We start from the raw sequence: 22,726 nt of genomic DNA on the forward strand, positions 1-22,726 counted from the left end.
AGGCGGGGCGCGCCTAGTCCTTGATCGTCGGGATGATGCCGGTCACCGACAGGTCGGGGTCGACCTCCGGCACGCGCACGCACAGCGACTTGCGCTCCACGTCGAAGCGAAGATGCTTCGTCGCCGGCAGCATGTCGCCGTCGACCTGCGCCAGAACCGGCTTCTCCAGCATGATCTCGGCGCTCACGCCCTGGATCTGGTCGATCGTCGAATTCGTGGACAGCGGGCTCGAACCGGCTTTGCCGCTGATCGTCTGGTGTACCACGTCGCCGAACAGGTTCGCCCAGCCGAGCAGGCCGCCCGAAGTGTCGATGACCTCGAAATCGAGGATGCCGTCGTCGTACGAGGCGTCCGGCATCAGCGAGAACACGGGGATCTGGCCGCAGTTGCCGGCCATGAACGTGCGGAACGCCAGCCCGCTGATCGTGTGCGTGCTGCCGTCCGCGCTGGTGATCGTCACGTTGCCGCGGTATTTGGGGGCGAACAGGTTCTTGACGCCCGACACGAAGTAGGCGAGCCAGCTGATGTTCTTCTTGAGCTCGGGATCGGTATCCCCGATCATCACCGCGTCGAAGCCGATGCCGGCGATGATGAGGAACGCGTGGCCGTGATCGGCGTTCCTGTCGTCGAGCAGCGTCAGGCGGCCGACATCCACATGGCGGGAGCCGTGCGAGGTGGCGACGGTCAGCGCCGCGTCGATGTCGTCCACCGGAATGCCCATATTGCGGGCGAACAGGTTGCCGGTGCCGATGGGGATGATGCCCAGCGCGTGCCCGGTGCCCGATACGGCGCTCGCCACCGTCCGCACCGTGCCGTCACCCCCGACCGCCACGATCACGTCGGCGCCGTTGCGGAGCGCCTCCAGCGCGCAGGCGCGCCCGTCCTTGTCCAGCCGGGTCTCGATGAACTCGACCTCCGTGAGGCCCTTGGCCGCGCAGAACCGTTTGATATGGCGCTTGCGCTCCGCTGCCTGGGGTTTGGACGGATTGACGATGAACGCGTAATGCACCTGGTCGTCGTCGCGCGCGTCCAGTCTCTCGACCAAGCGGCGGCGGCGATACAGGCGCACGGCGAGCACCGCCGCGATGATGAGCACGAGAACGAACGCTATCGCGGCGATGGTGATGACAACAGGCTTAGGCATGGTTCCCATTGTGGCCGTACCGGCGGAACAATTCAGCTGGCAACCGACGAAATTCGACGATTCCTGCACGTTCGTCGCGATGATAAGGAGCGTAAGGGGTGCATCCCCCGTACGTCCCACCGCCTGGCGGCGTCGCGAACGGCTTCGGGGGACCGTCTCCCGTGTCGGCTTGCGGCGATAGTCTTAAGGCTATGCTCGATATTCAATTCATTCGTGAACATGCTGATGTTGTCAAGGAGTCGCAGCGCAAGCGCGGCGAATCCGTCGAACTCGTCGACGAGGTGCTCTCCTCCGACACCGCGCGCCGTGAGGCGCTCAAGGAGTTCGAGGCCGCCCGCGCCCAGCAGAAGGAGATCGGCAAGAAGGTCGCCGCCGCTCCGGCGGACGAGAAGGCCGCGCTGATCGCCCAGACCAAGGAACTGGCCGCCAAGGTGTCCGAATACAAGGCGACCGCCGACGCCGCGGCCGAGGAATACACGACCGCGATGTGGAAGCTGTCCAACATCGTCGAGCCGGAAGCGCCCGAAGGCGGCGAGGATGACTACGTGGTCGTCAAGAAGGTCGGCCAGATCCGCGATTTCGCGGCCGAAGGCTTCGAGCCGAAGGACCATCTGACCCTCGGCACCGGCGTGGCCGGCATCGACATGCGCCGCGGCGTCAAGGTCGGCGGCTCCCGCTTCTACTTCCTGCGCGGCATGGTCGCCCGCATGCAGATCGCCATGCTCACCATGGCCGTGGACCAGGCCGAGGAGCACGGCTTCACGCTCGCCATCACCCCGACGCTGGTGCGCCCTGAAGTGATGCGCGGCACCGGCTTCCTGAACTCCCACGCCGATGAGATCTACCGCCTGCGCGAGCCCGACGAGCAGTACCTGGTCGGCACCTCCGAGGTGGCGCTCGCCGGCATGCACGAGGACGAGATCCTCGACCTCGGCAATGGCCCGCTGCGCTACTGCGGTTGGAGCTCCTGCTACCGCCGCGAGGCCGGCGCCGCAGGCAAGGACACCTCCGGCATCATCCGCGTCCACCAGTTCGACAAGGTCGAGATGTTCGTCTACGCCAAGCAGGAGGACTCGCGCGCCGAGCACCAGCACCTGCTCTCGATGGAGCAGGAGATGCTCGCCAAGGTCGAGGTGCCGTACCGCATCATCGACACCGCCGCCGGCGACCTCGGCTCCTCCGCCGCCCGCAAGTTCGACTGCGAGGCCTGGGTACCGACCCAGGGCCGCTACCGCGAGCTCACCTCCACGTCGAACTGCACCGAGTACCAGGCCCGCCGCCTCAACATCCGCGAGCGCACCGAGGACGGCTCGACCCGTCCGGTCTCCACGCTCAACGGCACGCTGGCCACCACCCGCTGGCTCGTCGCCATCATGGAGAACCACCAGCAGAAGGACGGCTCCATCGAGATCCCGAAGGCCATGCGCGCCTACATGGGCGGCCGCGAGGTCATCGAGCCGACCAAGTGGGAAGCCTGATTCCCGCCTGATTCCGGTTTTCTCCGGTGGGCTGCCAGCGTAATCGACTGAGGGGAATCGCAGATATGTTCTGCGATTCCCCTCAGTCGTTTTCGGCGGTGGCCTGCGGCGTGCGCGGGGCGGACGGGTTTTTGTTCGGCGCTCCGCTATAATGAACAACTGTGCCTGTCGGCACGGCTAGGGACAGGTGTCTGAGCGGCCTAAAGAGACGGTCTTGAAAACCGTTGTGGGGCAACCCACCGCGAGTTCGAATCTCGCCCTGTCCGCTTGGGAATGTATGGGATCCGGCGCGATATCGCCCGGGTCCCATACTCGTTTGTGCGGTATCGGCGGGGCCTCACACGATCCGACGGTCGGCGGCCCACCGGGTCAGCTCGGTGCGGTTCGACAGCTGCAGCTTGCGCAGCACCGAACTGACATGCGTTTCCACGGTCTTGATCGAGATGAACAGTTCCGACGCCACTTCCTTGTAGGTGTATCCGCGCGCGATCAGCCGCATGACCTCCTGCTCGCGGGCCGACAGCCGGTCCAGCTCCTCGTCGCGGCCGGACTGGCCCCCTTCGCCGCCGACAGGCACCCCCTGGAACGCCGACAGCACGAATCCCGCCAATTTGGGCGAGAACACGGCATACCCCTCATGCACCTGACGGATCGAATTGATCAGATCGTTGCCGGTGATGGTCTTGGTCACATAGCCCCGCGCCCCCGCGCGGATCACCGAGCCGACATCCTGCGGCGAATCCGACACCGACAGCGCCAGAAACACGGATTCCGGCGAGTACTGATGCGCCTTGGTGAGAATCTCGGCACCGCCACCCCCTTCGCCGCCGGGTACGTGCACGTCCAGCAGCACCACATCGGGCTTGGTGGTCGCGATCATCGCCACCGACCCCTCCACGTCGGGAGCCTGGCCGACGATGTCGAAATACGGTTGCAGCGTGGAAATCACGCCTGCCCGGAACATTTCGTGGTCGTCCACGACGGCCACGCGGATCGGTGCGGTTGATTGCTCGGTCATATTCGCTCCTCGCTACGAATCCCGCCATGCGTGCTGCCTTCGGTATTATCTCCCGCCGCGGCGTCGCCGGCAACCGTGGCGTGGTCGGAGGTGCGATCGGGGGCACGGTCTCCGGAGCGTTCGGCGCGTTCCTCGGCGATCGGCATGTGCATGCGCACCTCGGTGCCCCATTGCGGCCTCGACACGATCTCCACCGTGCCGCCGCGGCGGTGGATGCGCCCGATGATCGATTCGCGGATGCCCAGCCGCCCTTCGGGGATCGCGTCCACGTCGAATCCGTCGCCATGGTCCCGCACGAACACTTCGATCTGGGATTGCTTCGCCTCGCAGTACACGGAAATCGGCTCGCCGCCATGCGTCACCGCGTTGATCAGCGCCTGCTGGGTGGCGTCGAGCAGCGCGTCGGTCTGCGCGCTCGGGCGCGCGTCGCCCACGGTCACCACCTCGATCGGCTTGCCGTGCTCGTCCTCGACGCGGGCCGCTATGTCCTTCAGTCCCGCACTCACCGAACGGTCCGACGTGGTGCGCTCCTGATACAGCCATTCGCGCAGCTCGCGTTCCTGCTGGCGGGCCAGCGTGAAGACCATGGACGGGTCGTCGCTGTGCAGTTGGATCAGCGCCAGCGTCTGCAGCACGCCATCGTGCAGATGGGCGGTCATGTCGGCGCGCTCCTCCTCGCGCTCCTTCAGTGCGCGTTCGGTGCCGAGATCGCGGACCAGCGAAATGATCCACGGCACGATGGCCAGACCCACGCCGGCCAGCAGGGCCAGCGCGGGCAGCAGGATCTGCAGCGTCGAATGCCATATCCGCCAAGTGGTGGACATGTAGAGCGCGTAGGCGCCGAAAATCAGCGCGACCCCGCCGATCATCGTCCAGAGCTGCCCGTCTTTCGCGTTGAACCGGAGCCAGGATACGCCGATGCCGCATGCCGCCAATACCAGCGGAACGATCATATCGACGCTGATGCCGTGCGAGCGCAGCGTGAGCCCGAAGACGATCAGCAGCACCCCCGCCAGCGCGAACAGCGCCGGTTTCGGCGTATGCCGCAGCGTTTCGGCGATGCTCTCGTTCATGCCGGCCGCAGGTGCCCCGGGCTGACCGCCGGCATTGCCCAACGAGGGATCGCCGAAACGGTCGCCGGGCATGGCGGCGTACGGGGCGTTGCCCCGCGACAGAGGCGCCTGCGCGTTCGAGAGCGCCATGGTCCGGGCCGCGGCGACCGGGTCCCCGGCCGGCACGAGCATCCACAGGAATACGTAGGCGACGATGCCGGCGCCATACACGAACGCCGTCAGTATGAACAGCAGTCGGATCGTCCATACCGAAACGCCCAGATGCAGGGACAGCCCGCGGCAGACGCCGCACAGCATGCGTTGCCGCTGGGGGCGCATCAGGGGCAGCCTTTGCGGCCCGTGCTGACCGGCGGCCTGGTATCCCCGGGCGGCGGGGTCTCCCGGCTGCCCATACGGGGGATACGCGGATTGCTCGTAGCCGTACGATGGCCGATCGTATTGCCGCGATCGGGGCGCGCCGCGGTCCGGCGCGGCATGGTAAGACCCGCCATACGGCGGTTGCGGCGAGGTCTGCGGCTGAGCCATACTTCCATTGTGCCGCCTCCTGGCGGCGCTTGGGGGTTTCCAAGCCGATCTTCAGGGGAGAATCAGGGTGTTCACCGATACGCGCGACACGCACATGCTGGTGTAATGGAGGCATGAGCAATATGAATGGCACGTTTGGTCAGCCGCCGTATGGGGGCCAGGGAGACCCGAACCGTATGTCCGCGGCCCGGTTGTTCCGGTGGATCCGCGGCAGCGGGGTGACCCGGTCCGATGATCGGTGGATCGGCGGTGTATGCGGGGGATTGGCGCGGTCCTTCGGCGTCAGCCCGCCCCTGGTCCGTGCCGTGGTCTTTGGATCGGTGCTGCTGTGCGGTTTCGGCGCCTCATTCTACGCATTCGCGTGGTTTGTGCTGCCTGACGACCGGGACGGGTCGATATTGTGCGAGCGGCTGCTTGCGGGGAAAGCGGACTGGAACTGCGCCGGGTGCCTGGTGCTGCTGGTGATCGGCATGGCGATGCCCGGTGCCGGCTGGGCGGCGACCCTGCTGGCTGCCGGCATGCTGTGGCTGCTGATACAGCGGCAGTCGCGTATGCTTCGCGGGCAGCGCGGCCTGTTCGACGGCCCGTCCGGTTCCGGTCCGTTCGGCTCCGGTTCGACGGGTGGCGGTCCGATGAACGGTGACCCGATGAACGGTGACCCGATGGGCGGCGGTCCGACGGGGTATGGGCCGATGGGCGGCGGTCCGACGGAGTATGGCCCGTCGTCGGCCCGGGCCGGTTCCTTCGGCGGCTCGTTCGGATCGTATGCCGGGAACGGTCAGCCGGGGAGCCGGTCGTGGGCCGGGGCGCAGGACCATTCGCAATACCGTGACAAGCCGATGAGCTGGCAGACGCCGCCGGCCGCCGGTGCGGCGCCGACCTTCGCGGCCCGGCCGTCCGGCACGGACGCGCGACCGGCGCCTGCTGGGCCGGCGGTGCCGTCCGGGGGTTTCCCATACGGCGGAATGCCGCAGCCCGATCCGTCCGCAGGGGTGCCGGGGCTTCGACCCGGGGGAGACCGCGCCGGCGGAAGCGCCGGAGACGGTTCTCGGCCGCATGACTCGGCCCCGTTCGGTGCCGGGGCTTCGTCCGCTCCGATGTTCGCGGCGTCGGCCCCCGCGCCGACGATGACCTCGGCCTACCGTGCGCCGGTGTCGCAGCCGGCTCCCCGGTACGAGCGGCGGAAGCCCGCCGGCCCGTTCATCGTCGCGGTGACGGCCGGCCTGATTCTGCTGAGTGCGGCCGGCGCGCTGTATCTGATGCAGGATTTCGCCGTCGAACATACGATTCGGGTCGCGACGATATGGATCGCCGCCGTGTGCCTGCTGATCGGGGCGGTCATGCTCGTGCTCGGCCTGGCCGGCCGCCGCGCCGGGGGACTGGTCCCCATCGCATGGATCGCCGCGATCGTGGCCGCATGCGTGATCGCCGTCAACGGCGCATACAGCGTGCTGTATTTCGGATATTCCACGTATTACGAGACGCATACCAGCGTCAACGTCACCGAATACGCCACGTATCCGGGCAAGGACGCGCACGGCGACGACAGCGCGATGATGAACCAGCTGCGCAAGGGCGTCGCGTTCGACGGGGCCGATTACGACAATGACCGCGTGCACCTCGACCTGAGCGATTTCGCGGATGACGCCCCGCACAAGGTGACGCTCAACAACGGGGACACGGTGCAGTCGGTCTGCCCGACGGGAACGATCAGCTTGGCGGTGTCCAAGGCGCAGGTGTACATCACGCTGCCCGACAACTGCTCATTCGCGTTCGGCAACGAATACGGGGCCTACGATATCGGCTCCAATTCGTTCGGCAACCGGTATTCGGTCGTCAAAGGCATGTGGCAGAGCGCCATCGGCCTGTATGACGTGTATGCGGATTATGCCAGATCCGGCGGGGATTATTCGGCCGACGGCATGTATTCCGCCAATGGCTCCGACCAGGCCGACTGGGGGGATCCCAGCTCCGCCTACCTGCCGCAGAATGGTCCCGAGCTGATCATCGCCGTACCGTACGCGATGCAGGGACGCATTTTCGTAAGATATCCGGCGGCCGGCGAGCATGCGTCGTCGTATTCGTCCCAGGCGGACGATTCCCGGCAGGGCGGCGCCACGCCGGGCGCATCCGCCCGGAACGTCCTCGATCGGGGCTGGACCGGCCTGACGACCATGGCTTCGTCGGACGACGTTCCGTTCCGGTACATCAAGCAAGGAGACCGATCATGAGTGAGCGCAGCGATATGAATGATGCCGCGGATGCCGTGAACGAGGCGACGACCGTGGCCATGCCTCAGGTCGCCGACGAAGCGGGGCGGAACGAGGCGTCCGACACGGTGTCGCTGGATACGGTGCCGCTTGATACGTCGGTGCTTGACGCGGCGGCGAACGACGCAGCATTGAACGATACGTCGGTGCTCGATACGGCGGCTTCCGACACGGTCTCTGCCGACACGGTCTCCATCGCCGCATCGGATGGCAGCGCGCCCGATACGTCGATGCTTGACACGGCGGTCCTCGGTGCGTCGGCCTGCGACGGGGCCGCGAACCGGTCGCCACGGCCTGACGGGGATCGATCCCGGCCATCGGCGTCAAATCGATCCGAGGCACGGCCTGCGGATCGGTCGGTGCCCCCGTCGGTGCCCTCGTATGTGCAGGTGCCGCGTGAGGCACCGATGCCGCCGAAGGTCATGCGCAAGCGCGGGCCGAGCGGGGCGACGATCGTGTTTGCCGTGTTCATGCTGCTGGTCGGGGGCGTGTCGCTGGCGATGGGGCTGTATTTTCCGTTGACCAGCTTTAACTGGTTCACCATGGATCCGCGCGTCGCGATCGCGATGGGTTGCGCCGCGCTCGGCGGGCTCCTGATCGTGGTGGCGATCGTCTGGTCTCTCGCCACGATCATCCATTCCCATAAGCAGGACAGGGCCGACCGTGCGCAGGCCGCCCAGTCGGCGGATGCCGGGATGAAGGGCGCCGCCGCATAGCACGGTCCCACAGCCTGCCCTGTCATGCCAAGCCATGCTTCGTGGGACGTTCCGCCGGCTGGGCGCGCCGGCGCGGAGGCTGGCATGGTCCGGACGCCGCGCCGCTACTGCGCGGCCTCCGCCTCGTCCAGATCGGTAAAGCCTCCGAGCAGAACCGTATGCAGGATGGTCTCCTCGGTGAGATTGCGGTGGCTGTTGTTCAACTCGTCGACAAACGCTTCGTACAGAGCGAATGTACGGTCCGAATACGTGCCGAGCTCGCCGCGCAGGTACGTCTCGAACGACGTGGCATCCGGCGTGTCCTCATCGGTGGTCAGCACGCGCATCGCTTCGCCGAGCTTGGGATAGCGCGTCCGGAAGTCGCGCGCCCATGACACCTGCGTGGCGATCACCCGCTCCTGCCGCGCGATGCGCTCGCCGGAGAGCCGGGGGATGTACGGCTCGATATCGGCCCGGTACTCGGCCGGAGCGGTGGACGCCATCATGCGCCCGTACTTTTCGGTGACCAGGTTGCGCCCGACGCGGTCCGCCTGCGTCAGGTCGTCCAGATAACCGACCAGCAGCGGCTGGCTCCATGTGGAGAACTGGCTGGTGCGCATCTGGTTGAACACCGGCCAGTTGCCCTGGCATGCGGCGCGTCCGCCTTCGTTGTTCGTGCGCTGGAACTGGTCCCACTCGCGCCGGACGATGCGCTGGATCAGGGTGTTGCGTTCCTCGTCGATCATGGATCGGCCTTTCTGCCGGCCGCATATGGGCCGGCGCCATGGGAAGTGCGTCGGTATCGTCGGCAGCCGGTCGCCGGCGACGGGGGTTTCGTGTTTTTCGGGTGCCCGGCGTCGCCGCCGTGGCTCCGCGCGCGGTCACAGGCTGTGCAGACAGGGCTGCGTGCTGTGGATATGCTCCTCGACATAGGGGCGCTGCCATTCGAGGAAGGTCTCGTCGCTGTCGGTCAGTCCCTCGCGCCGTATTTCCTTGACGACCTCGCCGCAGATGCGGTCGATGCCCTGCTCGATCCTCGCCGCGGCCGGGGCCGCGCCTTTGCCTCCCTCGCCGAATCCGGCGCCGCCGTAGCAAGCGGCCGAACTCAGCCGCATCAGCGCCTCCAACTGTTCGCATACGTCGGCAAGCCGCGTGGCGAGCCTTGCGGACAGCCGGCGCAATGCGGCGAACTGCCATTTGTAATACGGCATGTATCCGGCGGTGATCGGCTCGTTGATCAGGAAGACGAGCGAAGCGGCCGCATCCACGAATTCGCGGATCGACAGCCATGCCGCCGCCCCGTCGCCCCGCGTGAGCATGCGGGGAACGTTGTATTGCCCGGCCTGGGCCATCATGCCGAGACGCTTGGAGATCAGGGAGAGCCGCACATCGTCCGGCATGGCCTTGAACCCTTGGCGGGTGCCGAGGAACTCGCCAAGCGGATCGGCGAACACCTCGCCGTTGGTGGCGGCCGCAAGCGTGGCCTCGCTGAGCATCAGCCACTCATGGGGGATGCCGTCGCCGGGCGCCCGGCGATATCCGGTGATCGAGGCGAAGAAGTCCCCGATGGAGAACACGCCGTCGCGGCGGTTTGTTCCCTGAGCCCGGGCGGTCGCTTCGCGCGGCCCGTATCCCATGAAGGTCTTGGGAAGCGTCTCGTAGTCGTCTTGCAGCTGCCGGCCGATCGCCGCATAGTCCTCATCGGTGAGCCACAGGCAGAATCGCGGGCCGAAATCATGGTCCTGCGACAGCTCGTCGTCGAAGCCGTAGCATTCCGATCCGTGGCCGACCAGTCCTGCCGCTATGCGTCCCCGGTACTCCGGGTAACGCTCTTCGATCAGCGGTTTGCCGTATTCGTTCCAGTATGCGCGGGCGAGTTTCAGCCCGGAGAGCCGGGGGTGCTGCCCCGAATCATGGTCGGGCGCGGAGGGCTTGTGAACGACATCGGGAATATCCCGGGGCGAGCCGGTTGCCGTGCCGTCGGGCGAAGGGGCGTCGGCCGTGACGGTCGAGTCGGCCGCGTCTCCCGGTAGGGGCCTTCCGGCAGCCGACGCTTCCGTGCCGGGCGTGCCGGTACCCGCCGCTGCCGGATCCGCCGGTTCCTGCCGGGCCAGCGCGGTCTCCGCCTCGCGCAGGTTCTGCGCGGTAATGCGATAGTAGTCGGTGTCGGTGCCGTAGCACTCTTCGATCACCGACAGCGCTTGGCGGTACAGCGACACGGCCTTCGCATAGTCATGCGCGTGGAAGCGCACCTGTGCGTAGCCGGCCAGCGCCGACGCGTAGTGCGCGCTGTGCTCCAGATGCCCGTTGCGGTAGATCTCCAGAGCCTTGGCCGCGTGCCAGTCGGCGCCCTCCAGCTTGTTCTCGCTCAGCAGCACCAGCGCCAGATTCGTGTTGGTGGACGCCACGTCCAGATCGGCGTCGGCGTCGGGGCTGGACGTCTCCAGGATGCGCAGCGCCTCGCGCAGTTCCAACTCGGATTCATGGGTGCGCCCGGTCTCGCTGTACAGCATCGACAGGTTGTTGTGCAGGGCGGCCAGACGCCGGTCCGAGGGGGAGAGCGTGCGTTCGCTATCGGCCTGCGCCATCTTGTACAGGGCTTCGGCCTGATCGTAGTTGCCCGCGGCCCGCATGCCGGTCGCGGCGTTGATTAGCGTGGTCGTCCAGGCTTCGGTGCCCTCCAGCCCCATGCGCGTGGCCAATTCGATCGCGCGCTGGATGATCCACTGGTTGTCCTTGTGCCGGCCCTGCGAGCGATAGAATCCCATCGTTTCGTTGAGCACGGTGAGCAGGCCGGCGTCATCGCCGGCGTTTTCCGCGTCGACCATCGCCTGCTCCAAATAAGGGCCGGCTTTGGTGGAGGCCTCATGGGCGTCGTAGATCGCGTCGAGTCCGGCGAGGAATTGATCGGTGTCGAAGTGGCCGGCTGCCGGGGAGTCGCCGTCTTCCTCGCTTTGCCCGGCTTCGGTGCCGGTGCCGCCGTCTTGCGGTTTGGCGTTCGCGTCCTCGCCGGCTTCGGTGCCGGTGCCGTATAACGCCAGGGGATTGTTGGCGGCTTTCAGCCGCTCCATGAGTTCGTCGTCGTCCATCTGCCTCACCTCGCCGAGTGTACGGTTTCAGTTTACGGTGATGGGGCCTGCGATGTGGCGACGATGCGGTGTTTTTCCCTGCGCAAATTCAAGCGCCATTCATTTCTTAGGCGGTTGCTTCATTTCTTAGGCAGCTACTGACGAAGACAAGCGGTATGGAGGCCGGCAATTCAACCGTTCCTCGGACCCGCGCATGGGGCGTGACTGCCTAGGAAATGGTAAATCCGCCTAAGAAATGAAGCATGGGGCCGAATGGTGGCTTGCGGGAGTGGGGCCGGCGAGATGCGGCGTTCGGATCAGGCCTGAATCTCGCGCATGCGATGCGCGGCGTCGGTGTTCGTCTCGCAGCGCCATGAATAGAATGCCAGCAGCGCGACGGCGAGCAGCGCCAGCGGCACGCCGCCGAGACCGGTGAACCGGTAGTCCATCGAGAAGGCGCCGAGCATCGCGCCGCCGACGATCGAGCCGATGGCGTTGCCGAAGTTGAATGCGACCTGCACCGCGGCGCCGGCGATCAGTTCGCCGCCGCCCTGGCCGGCCTCCGTCATCAGCAGCTGCTGGGGCGCGGAGATGAAGAACAGTCCGAACGCGATCCAGAACGTCAGCAGCGCGGAGGTGCCCTGATTGCCGGGCAGCAGTAGCACCATCAGCAGGCCGATGCAGGAGATCATCTGCCCGAGCGCCGCGGTGCCGGCGTGGCGCCAGCGATCGGTGATGTGCCCGCCGACCAGTCCGCCGACCACCATGCCGAAGCCGGCCAGCATCATCATCAGCGGCACCAGGCTCGAAGGCCACCCTCCGGTCTTCTGCAGCCAGGGGGAGACGTAGCTCCACCAGCAGAACACGCCTGCGTTGCCGGTGAACACGGCGGCGAGGATCACCCAGGGGCCGCGGCGCGTCAGGAAACGGAACTGGCCGGCGATGCCGGCGTCCTTGATCGGGGCGACATACGGGATCCACACGATCGCCAGCACGATCGTCATCGCGGCCCATGCGGCGAGCACGCCGAACGCGAGGCGCCAAGACATGAACTCGGCCATCAGCGTGCCGGCCGGCACGCCCAGCATGTTGGCCACGGTCTGGCCGGTCACCATGACGGAGATGGACTGCGCCTCCTTGCCCTTGTCGGCCAGGGTCTTGGCGATCAGGGTCGCCGTGCCGAAGAACGCGCCGTGGGGCAGGCCGGAGATGAATCGCGCGACGATCAGCATCGTGGCGTTGACGGACAGCGCCGACATCGCATTGCCGACCAGGGCGATGACCATGAACAGGATGATGAGGTTCTTCGGCGGCACCTTGCGCCCGAACACCAGGATCAGCGTGCCGATGCACACGCCGATCGCATAGGACGAGATGTAGTGGCCTGCGGTTGGAATGTCCACGCCGGTCGCGGCCGCGGCCTGCGGAAGGATGCCCATCATCACGAATTCGGCGGCGCCGAGGATAAACGCGCCGGATGCCAGCGCAAGCAGACTCTTCTTCATGGGGTTTCCTCAGACTCGTTCATTTTGGTTCCGGATTGATTCCGGCTATGGAAGGCACAACATGAGAAAAAGGGATCATCGATTACTCGATGATCCCTTATTCGTCGGGCTGGCGGGATTTGAACCCGCGGCCTCTTCGTCCCGAACGAAGCGCGCTACCAAGCTGCGCTACAGCCCGTTTTGGCAACGTCCGCTATCTTACAACGAATCGGGGAACAATCAAGTCGGCGTGTCGTTTTTGATTCGGAGGGGTGCTTTGGGGTGCTGACACAGGGCATTTTCCCGATGCGCGGCTGCTTCGGGGTGGGGCGGGCAGCGGGTGCCACTAGGAGGCGGAAAGCTTTCGCTGAGAGGCGCGTCACCGGGATGGGGGCGCCGCGTGATGGCGGTTGTCGCTCGCTGAAGCGGGTCAATGGGAGGAGGGTTCCGTCGAACGGCGGGAATGGCTCGCTGAGAGGCGCCCAGTGAGAGATTCCCATAGACGTGAGGAGGCATTCGCTCGCCGGAAGGTTGGGTAAGGGGTGAGAGGGAAGAATCTGGGTGCTTGACGGGGCTGGATGGCGCCTGAGTTGGTTGGGTGGCATCCGTGCGGGGTTAGGCGGATGCGTGAAGCGGGCGGAATGGACGATGTGGGGAAGGGCTGCAAGCGCCGGCTCCTGACGTGTATCGCCTTCTCGCTACACTGGGACCTATGTGTGAAACCCAAGAATCCCAAGCGAATGAGAATGAGGAAGAGGGCGCTGCCACCACGATGACCACGGTGGAGCGCGCCGAAATGCTGCTCGAGCAGGATGCGGCGATCCGTGCCCGCATCGACGGCGGCGCCACGCTGGACGAGGCGATCGATCCGTCCAACAAGGAGTTCGGCCCGCTCTCGCACCCGGAGCAGGTGCAGATGCGCGTGGCCAAGCGCGCGATGATGCTCAAGGAAGGCATCGAACCCTATCCGGTGCACCTCGACGTGACACACACCATCGAACAGGTGCGCGCCCAGTACGACGGCAAGCTCGAGGCCGGCGCCGAGACCGAGGACATCGTCGGCATCGCCGGTCGAGTGCTGTTCCTGCGCAACGCGGGCGGCCTGTGCTTCGTGCAGCTGTCCGCCGGTGACGGCACCAGGATCCAGGGCATGATCTCCAAGAAGGAGATCGGCGCCGATTCCCTCAAGCGGTTCAAGCAGCTTGTCGATCTGGGCGACCACCTGTACCTCAAGGGCCGCGTAATCTCCTCCAAGACCGGCGAGCTGTCCGTGTTCGCCACCGAGTGGGCCATCGCGTCCAAGGCGCTGCAGCCGCTGCCGGCCCTGCACAAGGAGCTCAACGACGATACTCGCACGCGCAAGCCGTACATCGGCATGATCGCCGACGAGAAGATCCGCGATATGGTGCGCAACCGCTCCAAGGCGGTCGCTTCGCTGCGCCACACCTTCGCCGGCCACGACTTCATCGAGGTCGAAACCCCGATGCTGCAGACCGTGCACGGCGGCGCCGCGGCCCGCCCGTTCACCACGCATATGAACGCCTTCGATCTGGACCTCTATCTGCGCATCGCCCCGGAGCTGTTCCTCAAGCGCTGCCTGGTCGGCGGCATCGACCGCGTGTTCGAGATCAACCGCGACTTCCGCAACGAAGGCGTCGACGCCACGCACGCCCCCGAATTCACCATGGTCGAGGCGTATCAGGCCTACGGCACCTACGACACGATCGGCGCGCTGGTCAAGGAGCTCGTGCAGAAGACCGCGATAGACGTGTTCGGCTCGCACAAGGTCACGCTGCTCGACGGCACCGAGTACGACTTCGGCGGCGAATGGAAGTCGATGAGCATGTACGGCTCCCTCTCCGAGGCGCTCGGCGAGGAGATCGTCCCGAACGGCGGCCCCGACAACCCCGGCACGTCCGTCGAGCATCTCAGCGCGATCGCCGACAAGCTCGGCGTCGAGCGCGACGAGGTGGAGAACCATGGCAAGCTCGTCGAGCATCTGTGGGAGCACTTCTACGAGGACAAGCTCTATGAACCGACCTTCGTGCGCGACTTCCCGGTCGAGACCTCCCCGCTGGTCAAGGGCCACCGCTCCAAGCCCGGCGTGGTCGAGAAGTGGGATCTGTACGTGCGCGGCTTCGAGCTGGCCACCGGCTACTCCGAGCTCAACGACCCGATCGTGCAGCGCGAACGCTTCGTGCAGCAGGCCAAGGACGCGCTCGCTGGCGATGAGGAGGCCTGCGACATCGATGAGGACTTCCTCGAGGCCCTCGGCGTCGGCATGCCGCCGGCCGGCGGCACCGGCATGGGCATCGATCGTCTGCTCATCGCGCTGACCGGCGCCACGATCCGCGAGACGATCACGTTCCCGCTGGTCAAGCCGATCTCGCTCGGCTGATGACTCGCTGCGTGCCGTCCGCGGGACGGCAGCATCCGTGACGAGACCCCCCTCTTGGAAGGGGGTCTCGTCATGTTTTCGTAAATTATGGGCTATAGGAACTTTTGTGGTGCTTTAGGTTCCTTTCCGGTTTGCGTGCTGGCTGTGCCGGGCGTGGCGTCCGCGGTGTTTGATGAGCGGGCGGATGAAGTGCAAGATGAACGTCCAGGGCCCCGGCCCCGGACGCGACGAGTGCCGGCAGGCTTCCGTCACCGATGGCGTCGATGAGTTCGAATACGACTTGGACGAGTCCCAGCAGGGTTGCGATGTTTTGAATCATGCCGACGCCTATGCGGATCGGCCGCGGATCATCGGACGTGTCCCTTGCGGATGTAGAAGCCGGGCTCGCTTGCGGGGTCGTCGTGGTTGTTGGCCTGGATGCCGGTGTCGTAGGATCTCGGCCCGTCGTCGTCCCCGTCCGGTTCCGGAACGGCCTTGGCGGGTTTCCAGTGTTCCGGTTTGATCAGCGACGCGGGGTCGGGATTGCCGCTTTTCATGTAGCACACCCATTCGCGGGCGCGTCGCATGTGCTCCTCGGGCAGTCCGTGGTGGTCGAGGAGCACGTGCTTGAGCGGCGAGTTGACGCCGCCTTCCAATCGGTTCGTGGTGCGCGCCACCGGCCCGCCGGCGGTGGGGGCGGGGTCGAGGAACGCGAACAGCTTGCCCTCCCGGAACAGCCTCTCCAATCTCCGGTGGCAGCGTCGCACGTCCTCGTGGGTCCACCGCCATTGCCGTCTCATTGCCTTCGGATTGGTTGGATCATCCTTCGCATGGGTGCGTTCGTTGATGAACGACCCCCATGTGATATGCCATGCGTTGAGCGCCTCGCCCCATTTGACGGCGGTTTCACCGTCATGCACCTTGGTGAGCCGGTCGGAGAGCTTCTTGAGCTGCCTGCCCGCCTCAAGTTTGGGTTTGGAGGTCAGGTCCGTCCTCGTGTTGCGCTGCACGTGCGCAAGGCAGCGTTGGATGCGCGTGCCGGGCCATGCCTCCTGACAGGCGGCCTCCGCGCCGCGCAGCCCGTCGGTGATGGGCACGTCCGGCGCGGGCATGCGGGAGAACAACGCCGTGTAGGCCGCCTTGGACTCGTGCCCACACCATTGGAATCCCAGCGTCTCGCCGCTCTCGCCGTCGATGGCGATGATCAGGCACCAGCCGTGGCCCATGTACGTGCCGTCCGCCATCACCGTATGATGCCGGGCCGTCACGGGCGGTATCGACGGATGAATGTTCCAGCACCAGGCGGTGCGCTTACGCAGTGCGCGCGAATCACCGGACGGGTCAAGCGCGCACTGCGGCTGCCTGCCCGGCAGCCGGGCGAGGAACTCGCCCGGCACGCGCGCATGCGCGGCCCGTTCCTGAGGCATCGTCGAGCTCAACGAGCAATCGGGGCGCTTCCACCGCTGGACGCCCTTGGCGGTCCTGCCGTTCTTCTTCATCGCCCGACCACAGATCGGGCATTGCTTCGCTTTGCTGGATTTCGTTCTCACGTCATCCAGCCCATCACCCGGCTCGTCCGCGGGCCGGCTATTTCCCCGTCATTGAAAATGATAGGCCGACACGCCTACTGCCACAAGGCCAGACACCGGTTATAAGCACCACAAAAGTTCCTATAGCCCGCCGCGGCCATGTACCTGTCTGCCTTCATCGCGTACACGATGCAGTGCCTGCCGCGTGACGAGCAGACCTTCGCCTCGGTGCAGCGCATGGTCAGCGTGATGGGTGAGGACTCCATCGCCATCATGATGGAGGAGATGTGCGAGATCGATCCGCAAGGCATGACCGCCCGGCGGTGGCGCGCCATCAAGGCCTCGCAGAAGGCGGATCGGATGGATTCCAGCATCCGCGGCATCCTGGAATCGAAGATCGCGCCGATGTCGTTCAGCGGTGCCGACGGCATGTTCACGCGTCCGGAACGCATCGACTTCGCCAAGCTCGCCACGGAGCGCTGGGCCGTGTTCGTCAATGTGAGCGACACCGACCGTTCGATGGACGGCATGGTCAACCTGTTCTACACGCAGGCGCTGCAGCAGTTGTGCCGGTTCGCCGACACCTCCTGCGAAGGCAGCCGGCTGCCGGTGCCGGTGCGCCTGTATCTCGACGATTTCGCCACGAATTGCCGTATCCCCGATTTCGACAAGGTCATCGCGGTGATCCGCTCGCGCGGGATCTCCGTCAGTGTGATCCTGCAATCGCTCACCCAGCTGGAGGGCATGTATGGCGTCGCCGTGGCCTCCAGCATCGCCAACAACTGCGACCACTGGCTGTATCTGGGCGGTCAGGACGTGAACACGGCCAAGCAGATCAGCGTCAAGGCCTGCCGGACGTTGGACACGGTGATGCAGATGCCGCTCGACCGGGCCTACCTGTTCGAGCGCGGCCGCAAGCCGGAGCTGGTGCGTCCGTATGATCTGACCGCGCATCCCCTGTACCGCGAAACGCCTGAAGGCCGTCGGGCTGGGGGCGTGCGCGCGGCCGCATGCGCCGATGCGGCCGCCGACGAGACCTTCGCTGAGCTCGCCGCACGGGCGCCGTACGAGCGATGAGCCCCGGGCCCCGCCGCGCCGAACCGGTGACGGGAATCGAACCCGCGTGAGCAGGCCCCTCGTTGCCGGATGCGGAGCGCGTGGTATATGTTGGAAGCCGTGAATCTGAGATTGTGGATCAGGGGAGCGCGGCCCAGGACATTGACCACCTCCGTCGCTTCGGTGATGGTCGGCGCGGCGATGGCTCGGCTGCATATCGGGCAGATGGGCACTTGCATCGCAATCCATCCCGAACCTGCATCGTGCGCCGCGAGCCGGGCGCAGCAGAGCCTGCTGCTGGGACGATTCTGGCCGGTTGCCATCCTGTGCCTGCTGGTGGCGCTGTTCCTGCAGATCGCGGTCAATTACGCGAACGACTACTCCGACGGCATCCGCGGCACGGACGCCGGCCGCGGCGCGGACGAATCGAAATCGGGCAAGCCGCAGCGGTTGACCGCATCCGGGTTGGTGCCGGCAAAGCATGTGCTGGCCGCGGCGGTGGTCTGCGCCGGCATCGCCTGCGTGTGCGGCATCGCCGCGGTCGTGCTCGCCAAGGCGTGGTGGCTGCTGGCCGTCGGCGTGGCATCGTTGCTGGCCGGATGGTTCTATACCGGGGGCAAGCATCCGTACGGGTATGCCGGTTTCGGCGAACTCGGCGTGTTCCTGTTCTTCGGTCTGGCGGCGGTGCTCGGCACCGAGTACGCGCTGTGCGGCACGGTGGACGTCGGCGGCCTGCTCGGCGCGGTGGCGGCCGGCCTGTTCTCCTGCCTGATCATGATGGTGAACAATATCCGTGACATCGACGAGGACCGTGAACACGGCAAACATACCTTGGCCGTGCGGCTGGGAGAGCATGGGGCGCGCATATTGCTGAATGCGTGCTGCGCGGCCGCTTGGCTGATCGCCTTGCTGATGTGCTCCACGCTGTGGTGGCCGTGGGGCGGCGTGCTGATGCTGTCGGGTGCCGGCGTGGCGGGAACCCTGATACGCAGCGTGTCGCAGGGTTGGTTCCGTTCCGCCCTGACCGCCGCCAGTTTCCAGACGCTGCTGTTCGCGGTGGTGCTTGCGGCTTCCGTCGCGCTGTGATCCCCGTCCGGCCGGCGCTTTTCCGGTGGTTCTTCCACGATGATCCGGAAAGAGGGCGCGCCGTGACCCAATTGAGATGAAATACGTAAGACGGATGCTCGTGTTTGGGCGCATCGGGCGGTAGACTGATCCGTATGACTTACAAATTAGTACTGCTCCGACATGGTCAGAGCGCATGGAATAAAACCAATCAGTTCACCGGCTGGGTCGACGTCCCGCTGACCGAGCAGGGTGAAGCCGAAGCCAAGCGTGGCGGCGAGCTGCTCAAGGAGAAGAACGTCCTTCCGGACATCGTGTTCACCTCCCTGCTGCGCCGCGCCATCAACACCGCCAACATCGCTCTGGATGCCGCGGATCGCCTGTGGATCCCGGTCCAGCGTGACTGGCGTCTCAACGAGCGTCACTACGGCGCTCTGCAGGGCAAGAACAAGACCGAGATCCGCGAGGAGTACGGCGACGAGAAGTTCATGCTGTGGCGCCGCTCCTACGCCACCCCGCCGCCCGAGATCGATCCGAACGACCAGTACGCGCAGAACAACGATCCGCGCTACGCCGGCGATCCGGTTCCGGAAGCCGAGTGCCTGGCCAACGTGGTCGAGCGCGTGAAGCCGTACTTCGAGTCCGCCATCGAGCCGGAGCTCAAGGCCGGCAAGACCGTGCTGATCGCCGCCCACGGTAACTCGCTGCGTGCCATCGTCAAGATGCTGGACAACCTGTCCGAGGACGAGATCGCCAAGGTCAACATCCCGACCGCCATCCCGCTGCTGTACGAGCTGGATGAGAACTTCAAGCCGATCAAGCCGCGTGGCGAATATCTGGACCCGGAGGCCGCCGCCGCCGGTGCCGCCGCCGTCGCCGCCCAGGGCCAGAAGTGATGAAGTCCCGGTGATATGCCGGGCGTGATCACCGTGAACGGGAGTCGCTGATGCGACTCCCGTTTTTTTGTTGCGCTTATGCCGCCGCATCCACGGTTTTGCGCGGCAATGTCGAGTTGTCGGTGCGCCGATGCCGAGATTTCTGTGTTGAGAGGCGTGTCAATCGATTGATGTTCGATGGACAACCGTTTTCACTACTTGCCCGCGCACCGACAACTCGAGGTTGGCATACCAAGGTGCGCGCGGGAGGGCCTGCTTGACGCATATTTTGGCGCATATCCTGACGCATATCGGCGGGTACGACGATGAATATGACGGCGGATACGACAGAGGGCGGGCGCGCACTGCTGCGCACCCGCCCTCTGCGAAATCATTGCCGGTGTCCGAAGCCCGATCGGCAAGAAGCCTTACTCGACGGCGCCATCCTCGTCACGGCTCGGTTCCTTGCTCGGGTCGAAGCCGGAGACGATGAACACGACGCGGCGGGCGGCCGACACGGCGTGGTCGCCAAGGCGCTCCATGAAGCGGCTGAGCAGCACCACGTCGATCAGCTGCTGCTTGGACCCGGTCCACTCGTCGGACAGGGCGAGGTCGAAGGTCTTGGCATGCAGCGCGTCGAGCTTGTCGTCATTGCGGATGATGCGCTCGGCGACCTTGGCGTCGCGGTCGGCCAGCATGGCGACCATGTTGTCGGCGGTTTCGTCAAGGAAGTCCTGCATCTGCGAGAAGAGGTCCTTGGCCTCGTCGGACAGCGGGGACTCGGGGTAGGAGCGGCGGGCGGCCTCGGCGATGTGCCGGGCCAGATCGCCCATGCGCTCGAAGGTCGCGGCCAGTCGCAGCGTGGACACCACCACGCGCAGATCGGTGGCGACCGGGTTCTGCTTGGCCAGCAGCTTCACGCACTGGTCGATGATGCTCGACTCGAGGGCGTCGATCTCGATGTCCCCGTCGATGACCGCCTGGGCGGCCTCCACATCCGAATCGAGCAGGGCCCTGCCGGCACCGTCGATCGCCTTGCGCACATTGCGCACCATACGATCGAGGTCGTCGGCGACGGCCTTCATCTCCTCGTTGAAAATAACACGCATATTCTTCTGCCTTTCACTCCGGCGCCAATTCCAACTTATACCAGTGTATTATCCGGCACTGGCGTTCGGCCACAACGTAGCTAAAAGCAACCACTCGTTTTCGTAAAGTTCACGCATACGTTTACCGGGGGTTCACCTGCCGGCATGTCGTTGGTTCGTATGGGAGAATGAGCGTATGTCGCAGGAGCTTTCCACGGTTATCGTGTTTGTGCCGTTCGTGATCATCGCAGCCGCGGTGATCATCTTGGCGTTGTTTTGGGTGTACGACCGGATCCGTCCGCTGATCGACAACTTCGCGGTGGCCAAGTCGGCGGCGTCCGGCGAGGACTCCGACGCCTCCGACGAGCACGATGACGGGCGGGAGAAATCCCCCCGTTCCCCGTTGCGATCCGCGGCCGACTGGTTCCGCCATCTCGCCGACCGCCGTCGGAACGATCCCGATGACGGCGAGGAGGATCTGGACGACTCGACGGCCACGCTGCTGTCCATGCTGCCGACCGCGTCGATGGTGGTGAACCGCGAGGACGAGGTGATCCGGGCGAATCCCGCGGCCTATACGCTGGGCGTGGTCGACGATGAGCGTATCGTCAGCGCCGAGGTGCGCGAGGCGATACGGCAGGTGCGCGAGTCCGGCGGCCGCCGTCGCTTCGACCTCACCACCAGCACCCCGGAGCGCTTTGTCGCCGCGGCGGACAGGGGCCCGAGCGGCGCAGATCCCGTCGAGGTGTATGGCGTGGCGCGCCCGAATTGGCTGAAGATCACGGTCGGGCGCATCGACGATCGATTCGTGGTGGTGCTGATCGATGATGTGAGCAATGCGATTCGTTTCTCGCAGGTGCGCGATTCGTTCATCACCAATGTGTCCGAGCAGCTGCTCAAGCCGACGCAGGCGTTGAGCCAGCTGGCGGATTCCCTGCAGGACGATGCGCTGGACGCCGAACAGATATCGTGGAACGCCCATAACGTCAGTGCGGCGTGCGGCCGCCTGAACCGTATGGTGGCCGATCTGCTGCTGCTGATCCAGGCGCAGGAGCCGGTCATGCCGTCGTCCGCGAACCGGCTCAACATGATGGAGCAGGTACGCGCCGCGTGCGCCAAGCTGGAGCCGCAGAGCGAACGGCTCGGCGTGCAGCTCTCCGTCACCGGCGACGATGCGCTGACGGTCAACGGCGATGGCGAGCAGATCCGCGCGGCGGTGTCCAAACTGGTGTCCAACGCGATCGTCTACTCGAATCGCGGCGGCGCGGTGAGCGTGACGGCATCCCGCTCCGACGACGGCACGCAGGCGGTCGTCCGCGTGATCGACCAAGGCGTCGGCATCGACAAGGACGAGCAGACCCGCATCTTTGAGCGGTTCTACCGCGGAACGAACCAGACGCCGCAGTCGCGTGACGGCATCGGGCTCGGGCTGGCGATCGTCAAGCACGTGGCCCTGGCGCATCACGGAGGCGTGGCGGTCTGGAGCTCCAAGGGCAGCGGCAGCACCTTCTCGTTGTCGCTACCTCTGGCGCAGTGACGGCCGCGGCGATGCGGCCGCCGACACCGGGAGGGGGGAATCAGTCAGGCGCCCAGCCGGCGATAGTCCCATCGATCGAAATGCTCCCAGATCAGCATCGCCACGCCGATGACCGTCCCGGCCGTGCACACGATCAGCACGCGCAGCACGTCGAACTCGAGGAACAGCAGAATCGTGCACACGATCAAGGCGAGGGCCCACAGGCTGGTGCCGATAAGGAACACCTTGCGCAGATCCACGCGAACGGGCTTCGGCGTCGGGCGACACACATCGGGATTGATGATCGGTGCGAACTTCATAACCGTTACCTTAGTACGGGGCGGATACGGGCAGCCGATCGCCGCGGGCGCGGCCATCCGCCGGCGGCCGACCAGACTGGCCGCCGCCCGTATCCGGCGTGTCCGGCGTGTCCGGCGTGTCGGCGGTGCCGTCACGCCGGACACG

Annotated in this window: 17 protein-coding genes and 2 tRNA genes; 9 read left to right on the forward strand and 10 right to left on the reverse strand. The window is 65.8% G+C overall.

All coding sequences use genetic code 11. The features are described 5' to 3' along the window. Positions 1–13: 13 nt before the first annotated feature. A complete protein-coding gene (locus BBSC_RS02805; protein WP_033516452.1) occupies positions 14–1,144 on the reverse strand; it encodes a diacylglycerol/lipid kinase family protein in 1,131 nt (376 codons plus the stop codon). A 191-nt stretch (positions 1,145–1,335) separates the two neighbouring features. Between BBSC_RS02805 and serS the strand changes: the two genes are divergently transcribed. Next, the gene (serS, locus tag BBSC_RS02810) at positions 1,336–2,622 is read left to right on the forward strand and encodes a serine--tRNA ligase (protein ID WP_033516450.1); all 1,287 of its coding nucleotides are present in this window, start codon (positions 1,336–1,338) and stop codon (positions 2,620–2,622) included. 181 nt (positions 2,623–2,803) lie between these two features. Further along, a tRNA-Ser gene (locus BBSC_RS02815) sits at positions 2,804–2,888 on the forward strand. A gap of 71 nt (positions 2,889–2,959) precedes the next feature. Here the strand turns inward: BBSC_RS02815 and BBSC_RS02820 are convergent. After that, the gene (locus BBSC_RS02820; RefSeq protein WP_033516448.1) at positions 2,960–3,640 is read right to left on the reverse strand and encodes a LuxR C-terminal-related transcriptional regulator; all 681 of its coding nucleotides are present in this window, start codon (positions 3,638–3,640) and stop codon (positions 2,960–2,962) included. Then, positions 3,637–5,031, reverse strand: coding sequence for an ATP-binding protein (locus BBSC_RS02825; protein WP_065422495.1), 1,395 nt, complete (start codon positions 5,029–5,031; stop codon positions 3,637–3,639). Before BBSC_RS02825 ends, BBSC_RS02820 begins: the two co-directional genes overlap by 4 nt. 320 nt (positions 5,032–5,351) lie before the next feature. Here BBSC_RS02825 and BBSC_RS12760 point away from each other — a divergent pair, with 320 nt between their 5' ends. Both BBSC_RS12760 and BBSC_RS12765 read left to right on the forward strand, forming a co-directional pair. Continuing rightward, positions 5,352–7,469 carry a PspC domain-containing protein gene (locus BBSC_RS12760; protein ID WP_162180132.1) on the forward strand — a complete coding sequence of 706 codons (2,118 nt, stop codon included), beginning with the start codon at positions 5,352–5,354 and terminating at the stop codon, positions 7,467–7,469. Continuing rightward, positions 7,466–8,224, forward strand: a complete 759-nt coding sequence (locus tag BBSC_RS12765; RefSeq protein WP_051923108.1) for a hypothetical protein — start codon at positions 7,466–7,468, stop codon at positions 8,222–8,224. The genes BBSC_RS12760 and BBSC_RS12765 overlap by 4 nt, the downstream gene beginning before the upstream one ends. 104 nt (positions 8,225–8,328) lie before the next feature. Here the strand turns inward: BBSC_RS12765 and BBSC_RS02845 are convergent, their stop codons facing one another. The 4 genes from BBSC_RS02845 to BBSC_RS02860 form a co-directional block, all read right to left on the reverse strand. Beyond that, a complete protein-coding gene (locus tag BBSC_RS02845) occupies positions 8,329–8,949 on the reverse strand; it encodes a DUF4125 family protein (protein ID WP_033519930.1) in 621 nt (206 codons plus the stop codon). A gap of 135 nt (positions 8,950–9,084) precedes the next feature. Further along, entirely contained in the window at positions 9,085–11,292 is a 2,208-nt protein-coding gene (locus BBSC_RS02850; protein WP_070098289.1) for a DUF4037 domain-containing protein, read from the reverse strand. 296 nt (positions 11,293–11,588) lie between these two features. Next, positions 11,589–12,776, reverse strand: coding sequence for an MFS transporter (locus BBSC_RS02855; RefSeq protein WP_033519928.1), 1,188 nt, complete (start codon positions 12,774–12,776; stop codon positions 11,589–11,591). A gap of 104 nt (positions 12,777–12,880) precedes the next feature. Beyond that, positions 12,881–12,954: transfer RNA gene (locus BBSC_RS02860), tRNA-Pro, on the reverse strand. Between the two features lie 513 nt (positions 12,955–13,467). Here BBSC_RS02860 and lysS point away from each other — a divergent pair. Then, positions 13,468–15,153, forward strand: a complete 1,686-nt coding sequence (gene lysS, locus BBSC_RS02865) for a lysine--tRNA ligase (RefSeq protein WP_033519927.1) — start codon at positions 13,468–13,470, stop codon at positions 15,151–15,153. Positions 15,154–15,500: 347 nt separating this feature from the next. On the opposite strand, the gene BBSC_RS02870 is transcribed toward lysS, so the two are convergent. Next, positions 15,501–16,682, reverse strand: coding sequence for an IS1249 family transposase (locus tag BBSC_RS02870; RefSeq protein ID WP_033519926.1), 1,182 nt, complete (start codon positions 16,680–16,682; stop codon positions 15,501–15,503). Positions 16,683–16,820: 138 nt separating this feature from the next. Between BBSC_RS02870 and BBSC_RS02875 the strand changes: the two genes are divergently transcribed. From BBSC_RS02875 to BBSC_RS02885, 3 genes are all read left to right on the forward strand, one after another. Next, positions 16,821–17,738, forward strand: a complete 918-nt coding sequence (locus BBSC_RS02875) for a type IV secretory system conjugative DNA transfer family protein (protein ID WP_051923109.1) — start codon at positions 16,821–16,823, stop codon at positions 17,736–17,738. An 87-nt stretch (positions 17,739–17,825) separates the two neighbouring features. Then, a complete protein-coding gene (gene menA / locus BBSC_RS02880) occupies positions 17,826–18,803 on the forward strand; it encodes a 1,4-dihydroxy-2-naphthoate octaprenyltransferase (protein ID WP_306558675.1) in 978 nt (325 codons plus the stop codon). A 134-nt stretch (positions 18,804–18,937) separates the two neighbouring features. Further along, positions 18,938–19,678 (forward strand): phosphoglyceromutase, encoded by a 741-nt coding sequence (locus BBSC_RS02885; RefSeq protein ID WP_033519925.1) that lies wholly within the window; start codon positions 18,938–18,940, stop codon positions 19,676–19,678. 407 nt (positions 19,679–20,085) lie between these two features. On the opposite strand, the gene phoU is transcribed toward BBSC_RS02885, so the two are convergent. After that, complete coding sequence (phoU, locus tag BBSC_RS02890; RefSeq protein WP_033519872.1) at positions 20,086–20,766, reverse strand: phosphate signaling complex protein PhoU; 681 nt, start codon at positions 20,764–20,766, stop codon at positions 20,086–20,088. Positions 20,767–20,941: 175 nt separating this feature from the next. Between phoU and BBSC_RS02895 the strand changes: the two genes are divergently transcribed. Beyond that, positions 20,942–22,282: a sensor histidine kinase gene (locus tag BBSC_RS02895; RefSeq protein ID WP_081892819.1), complete on the forward strand. Its 1,341-nt coding sequence runs from the start codon at positions 20,942–20,944 to the stop codon at positions 22,280–22,282. Between the two features lie 44 nt (positions 22,283–22,326). Here the strand turns inward: BBSC_RS02895 and BBSC_RS02900 are convergent, their stop codons facing one another. Beyond that, complete coding sequence (locus tag BBSC_RS02900) at positions 22,327–22,581, reverse strand: hypothetical protein (RefSeq protein WP_033519871.1); 255 nt, start codon at positions 22,579–22,581, stop codon at positions 22,327–22,329. Between the last annotated feature and the right edge of the window lie 145 nt (positions 22,582–22,726).

The sequence above is a fragment of the Bifidobacterium scardovii JCM 12489 = DSM 13734 genome (assembly GCF_001042635.1).
Classification (GTDB): Bacteria; Actinomycetota; Actinomycetes; order Actinomycetales; family Bifidobacteriaceae; genus Bifidobacterium; species Bifidobacterium scardovii.

Bases quoted from the DNA above. Each gene is read 5' to 3' on its own strand.
- BBSC_RS12760 (WP_162180132.1), top strand. From the start codon at position 5,352: ATGAGCAATATGAATGGCACGTTTGGTCAGCCGCCGTATGGGGGCCAG.
- BBSC_RS02885 (WP_033519925.1), top strand. From the start codon at position 18,938: ATGACTTACAAATTAGTACTGCTCCGACATGGTCAGAGCGCATGGAAT.
- BBSC_RS02875 (WP_051923109.1), top strand. From the start codon at position 16,821: ATGTACCTGTCTGCCTTCATCGCGTACACGATGCAGTGCCTGCCGCGT.
- BBSC_RS02820 (WP_033516448.1), bottom strand. From the start codon at position 3,640: ATGACCGAGCAATCAACCGCACCGATCCGCGTGGCCGTCGTGGACGAC.
- BBSC_RS02850 (WP_070098289.1), bottom strand. From the start codon at position 11,292: ATGGACGACGACGAACTCATGGAGCGGCTGAAAGCCGCCAACAATCCC.
- BBSC_RS02825 (WP_065422495.1), bottom strand. From the start codon at position 5,031: ATGCGCCCCCAGCGGCAACGCATGCTGTGCGGCGTCTGCCGCGGGCTG.
- BBSC_RS02895 (WP_081892819.1), top strand. From the start codon at position 20,942: ATGTCGCAGGAGCTTTCCACGGTTATCGTGTTTGTGCCGTTCGTGATC.
- serS (WP_033516450.1), top strand. From the start codon at position 1,336: ATGCTCGATATTCAATTCATTCGTGAACATGCTGATGTTGTCAAGGAG.
- BBSC_RS02855 (WP_033519928.1), bottom strand. From the start codon at position 12,776: ATGAAGAAGAGTCTGCTTGCGCTGGCATCCGGCGCGTTTATCCTCGGC.
- BBSC_RS02805 (WP_033516452.1), bottom strand. From the start codon at position 1,144: ATGCCTAAGCCTGTTGTCATCACCATCGCCGCGATAGCGTTCGTTCTC.
- BBSC_RS02900 (WP_033519871.1), bottom strand. From the start codon at position 22,581: ATGAAGTTCGCACCGATCATCAATCCCGATGTGTGTCGCCCGACGCCG.
- BBSC_RS12765 (WP_051923108.1), top strand. From the start codon at position 7,466: ATGAGTGAGCGCAGCGATATGAATGATGCCGCGGATGCCGTGAACGAG.
- BBSC_RS02845 (WP_033519930.1), bottom strand. From the start codon at position 8,949: ATGATCGACGAGGAACGCAACACCCTGATCCAGCGCATCGTCCGGCGC.
- phoU (WP_033519872.1), bottom strand. From the start codon at position 20,766: ATGCGTGTTATTTTCAACGAGGAGATGAAGGCCGTCGCCGACGACCTC.
- menA (WP_306558675.1), top strand. From the start codon at position 17,826: ATGTTGGAAGCCGTGAATCTGAGATTGTGGATCAGGGGAGCGCGGCCC.
- lysS (WP_033519927.1), top strand. From the start codon at position 13,468: ATGTGTGAAACCCAAGAATCCCAAGCGAATGAGAATGAGGAAGAGGGC.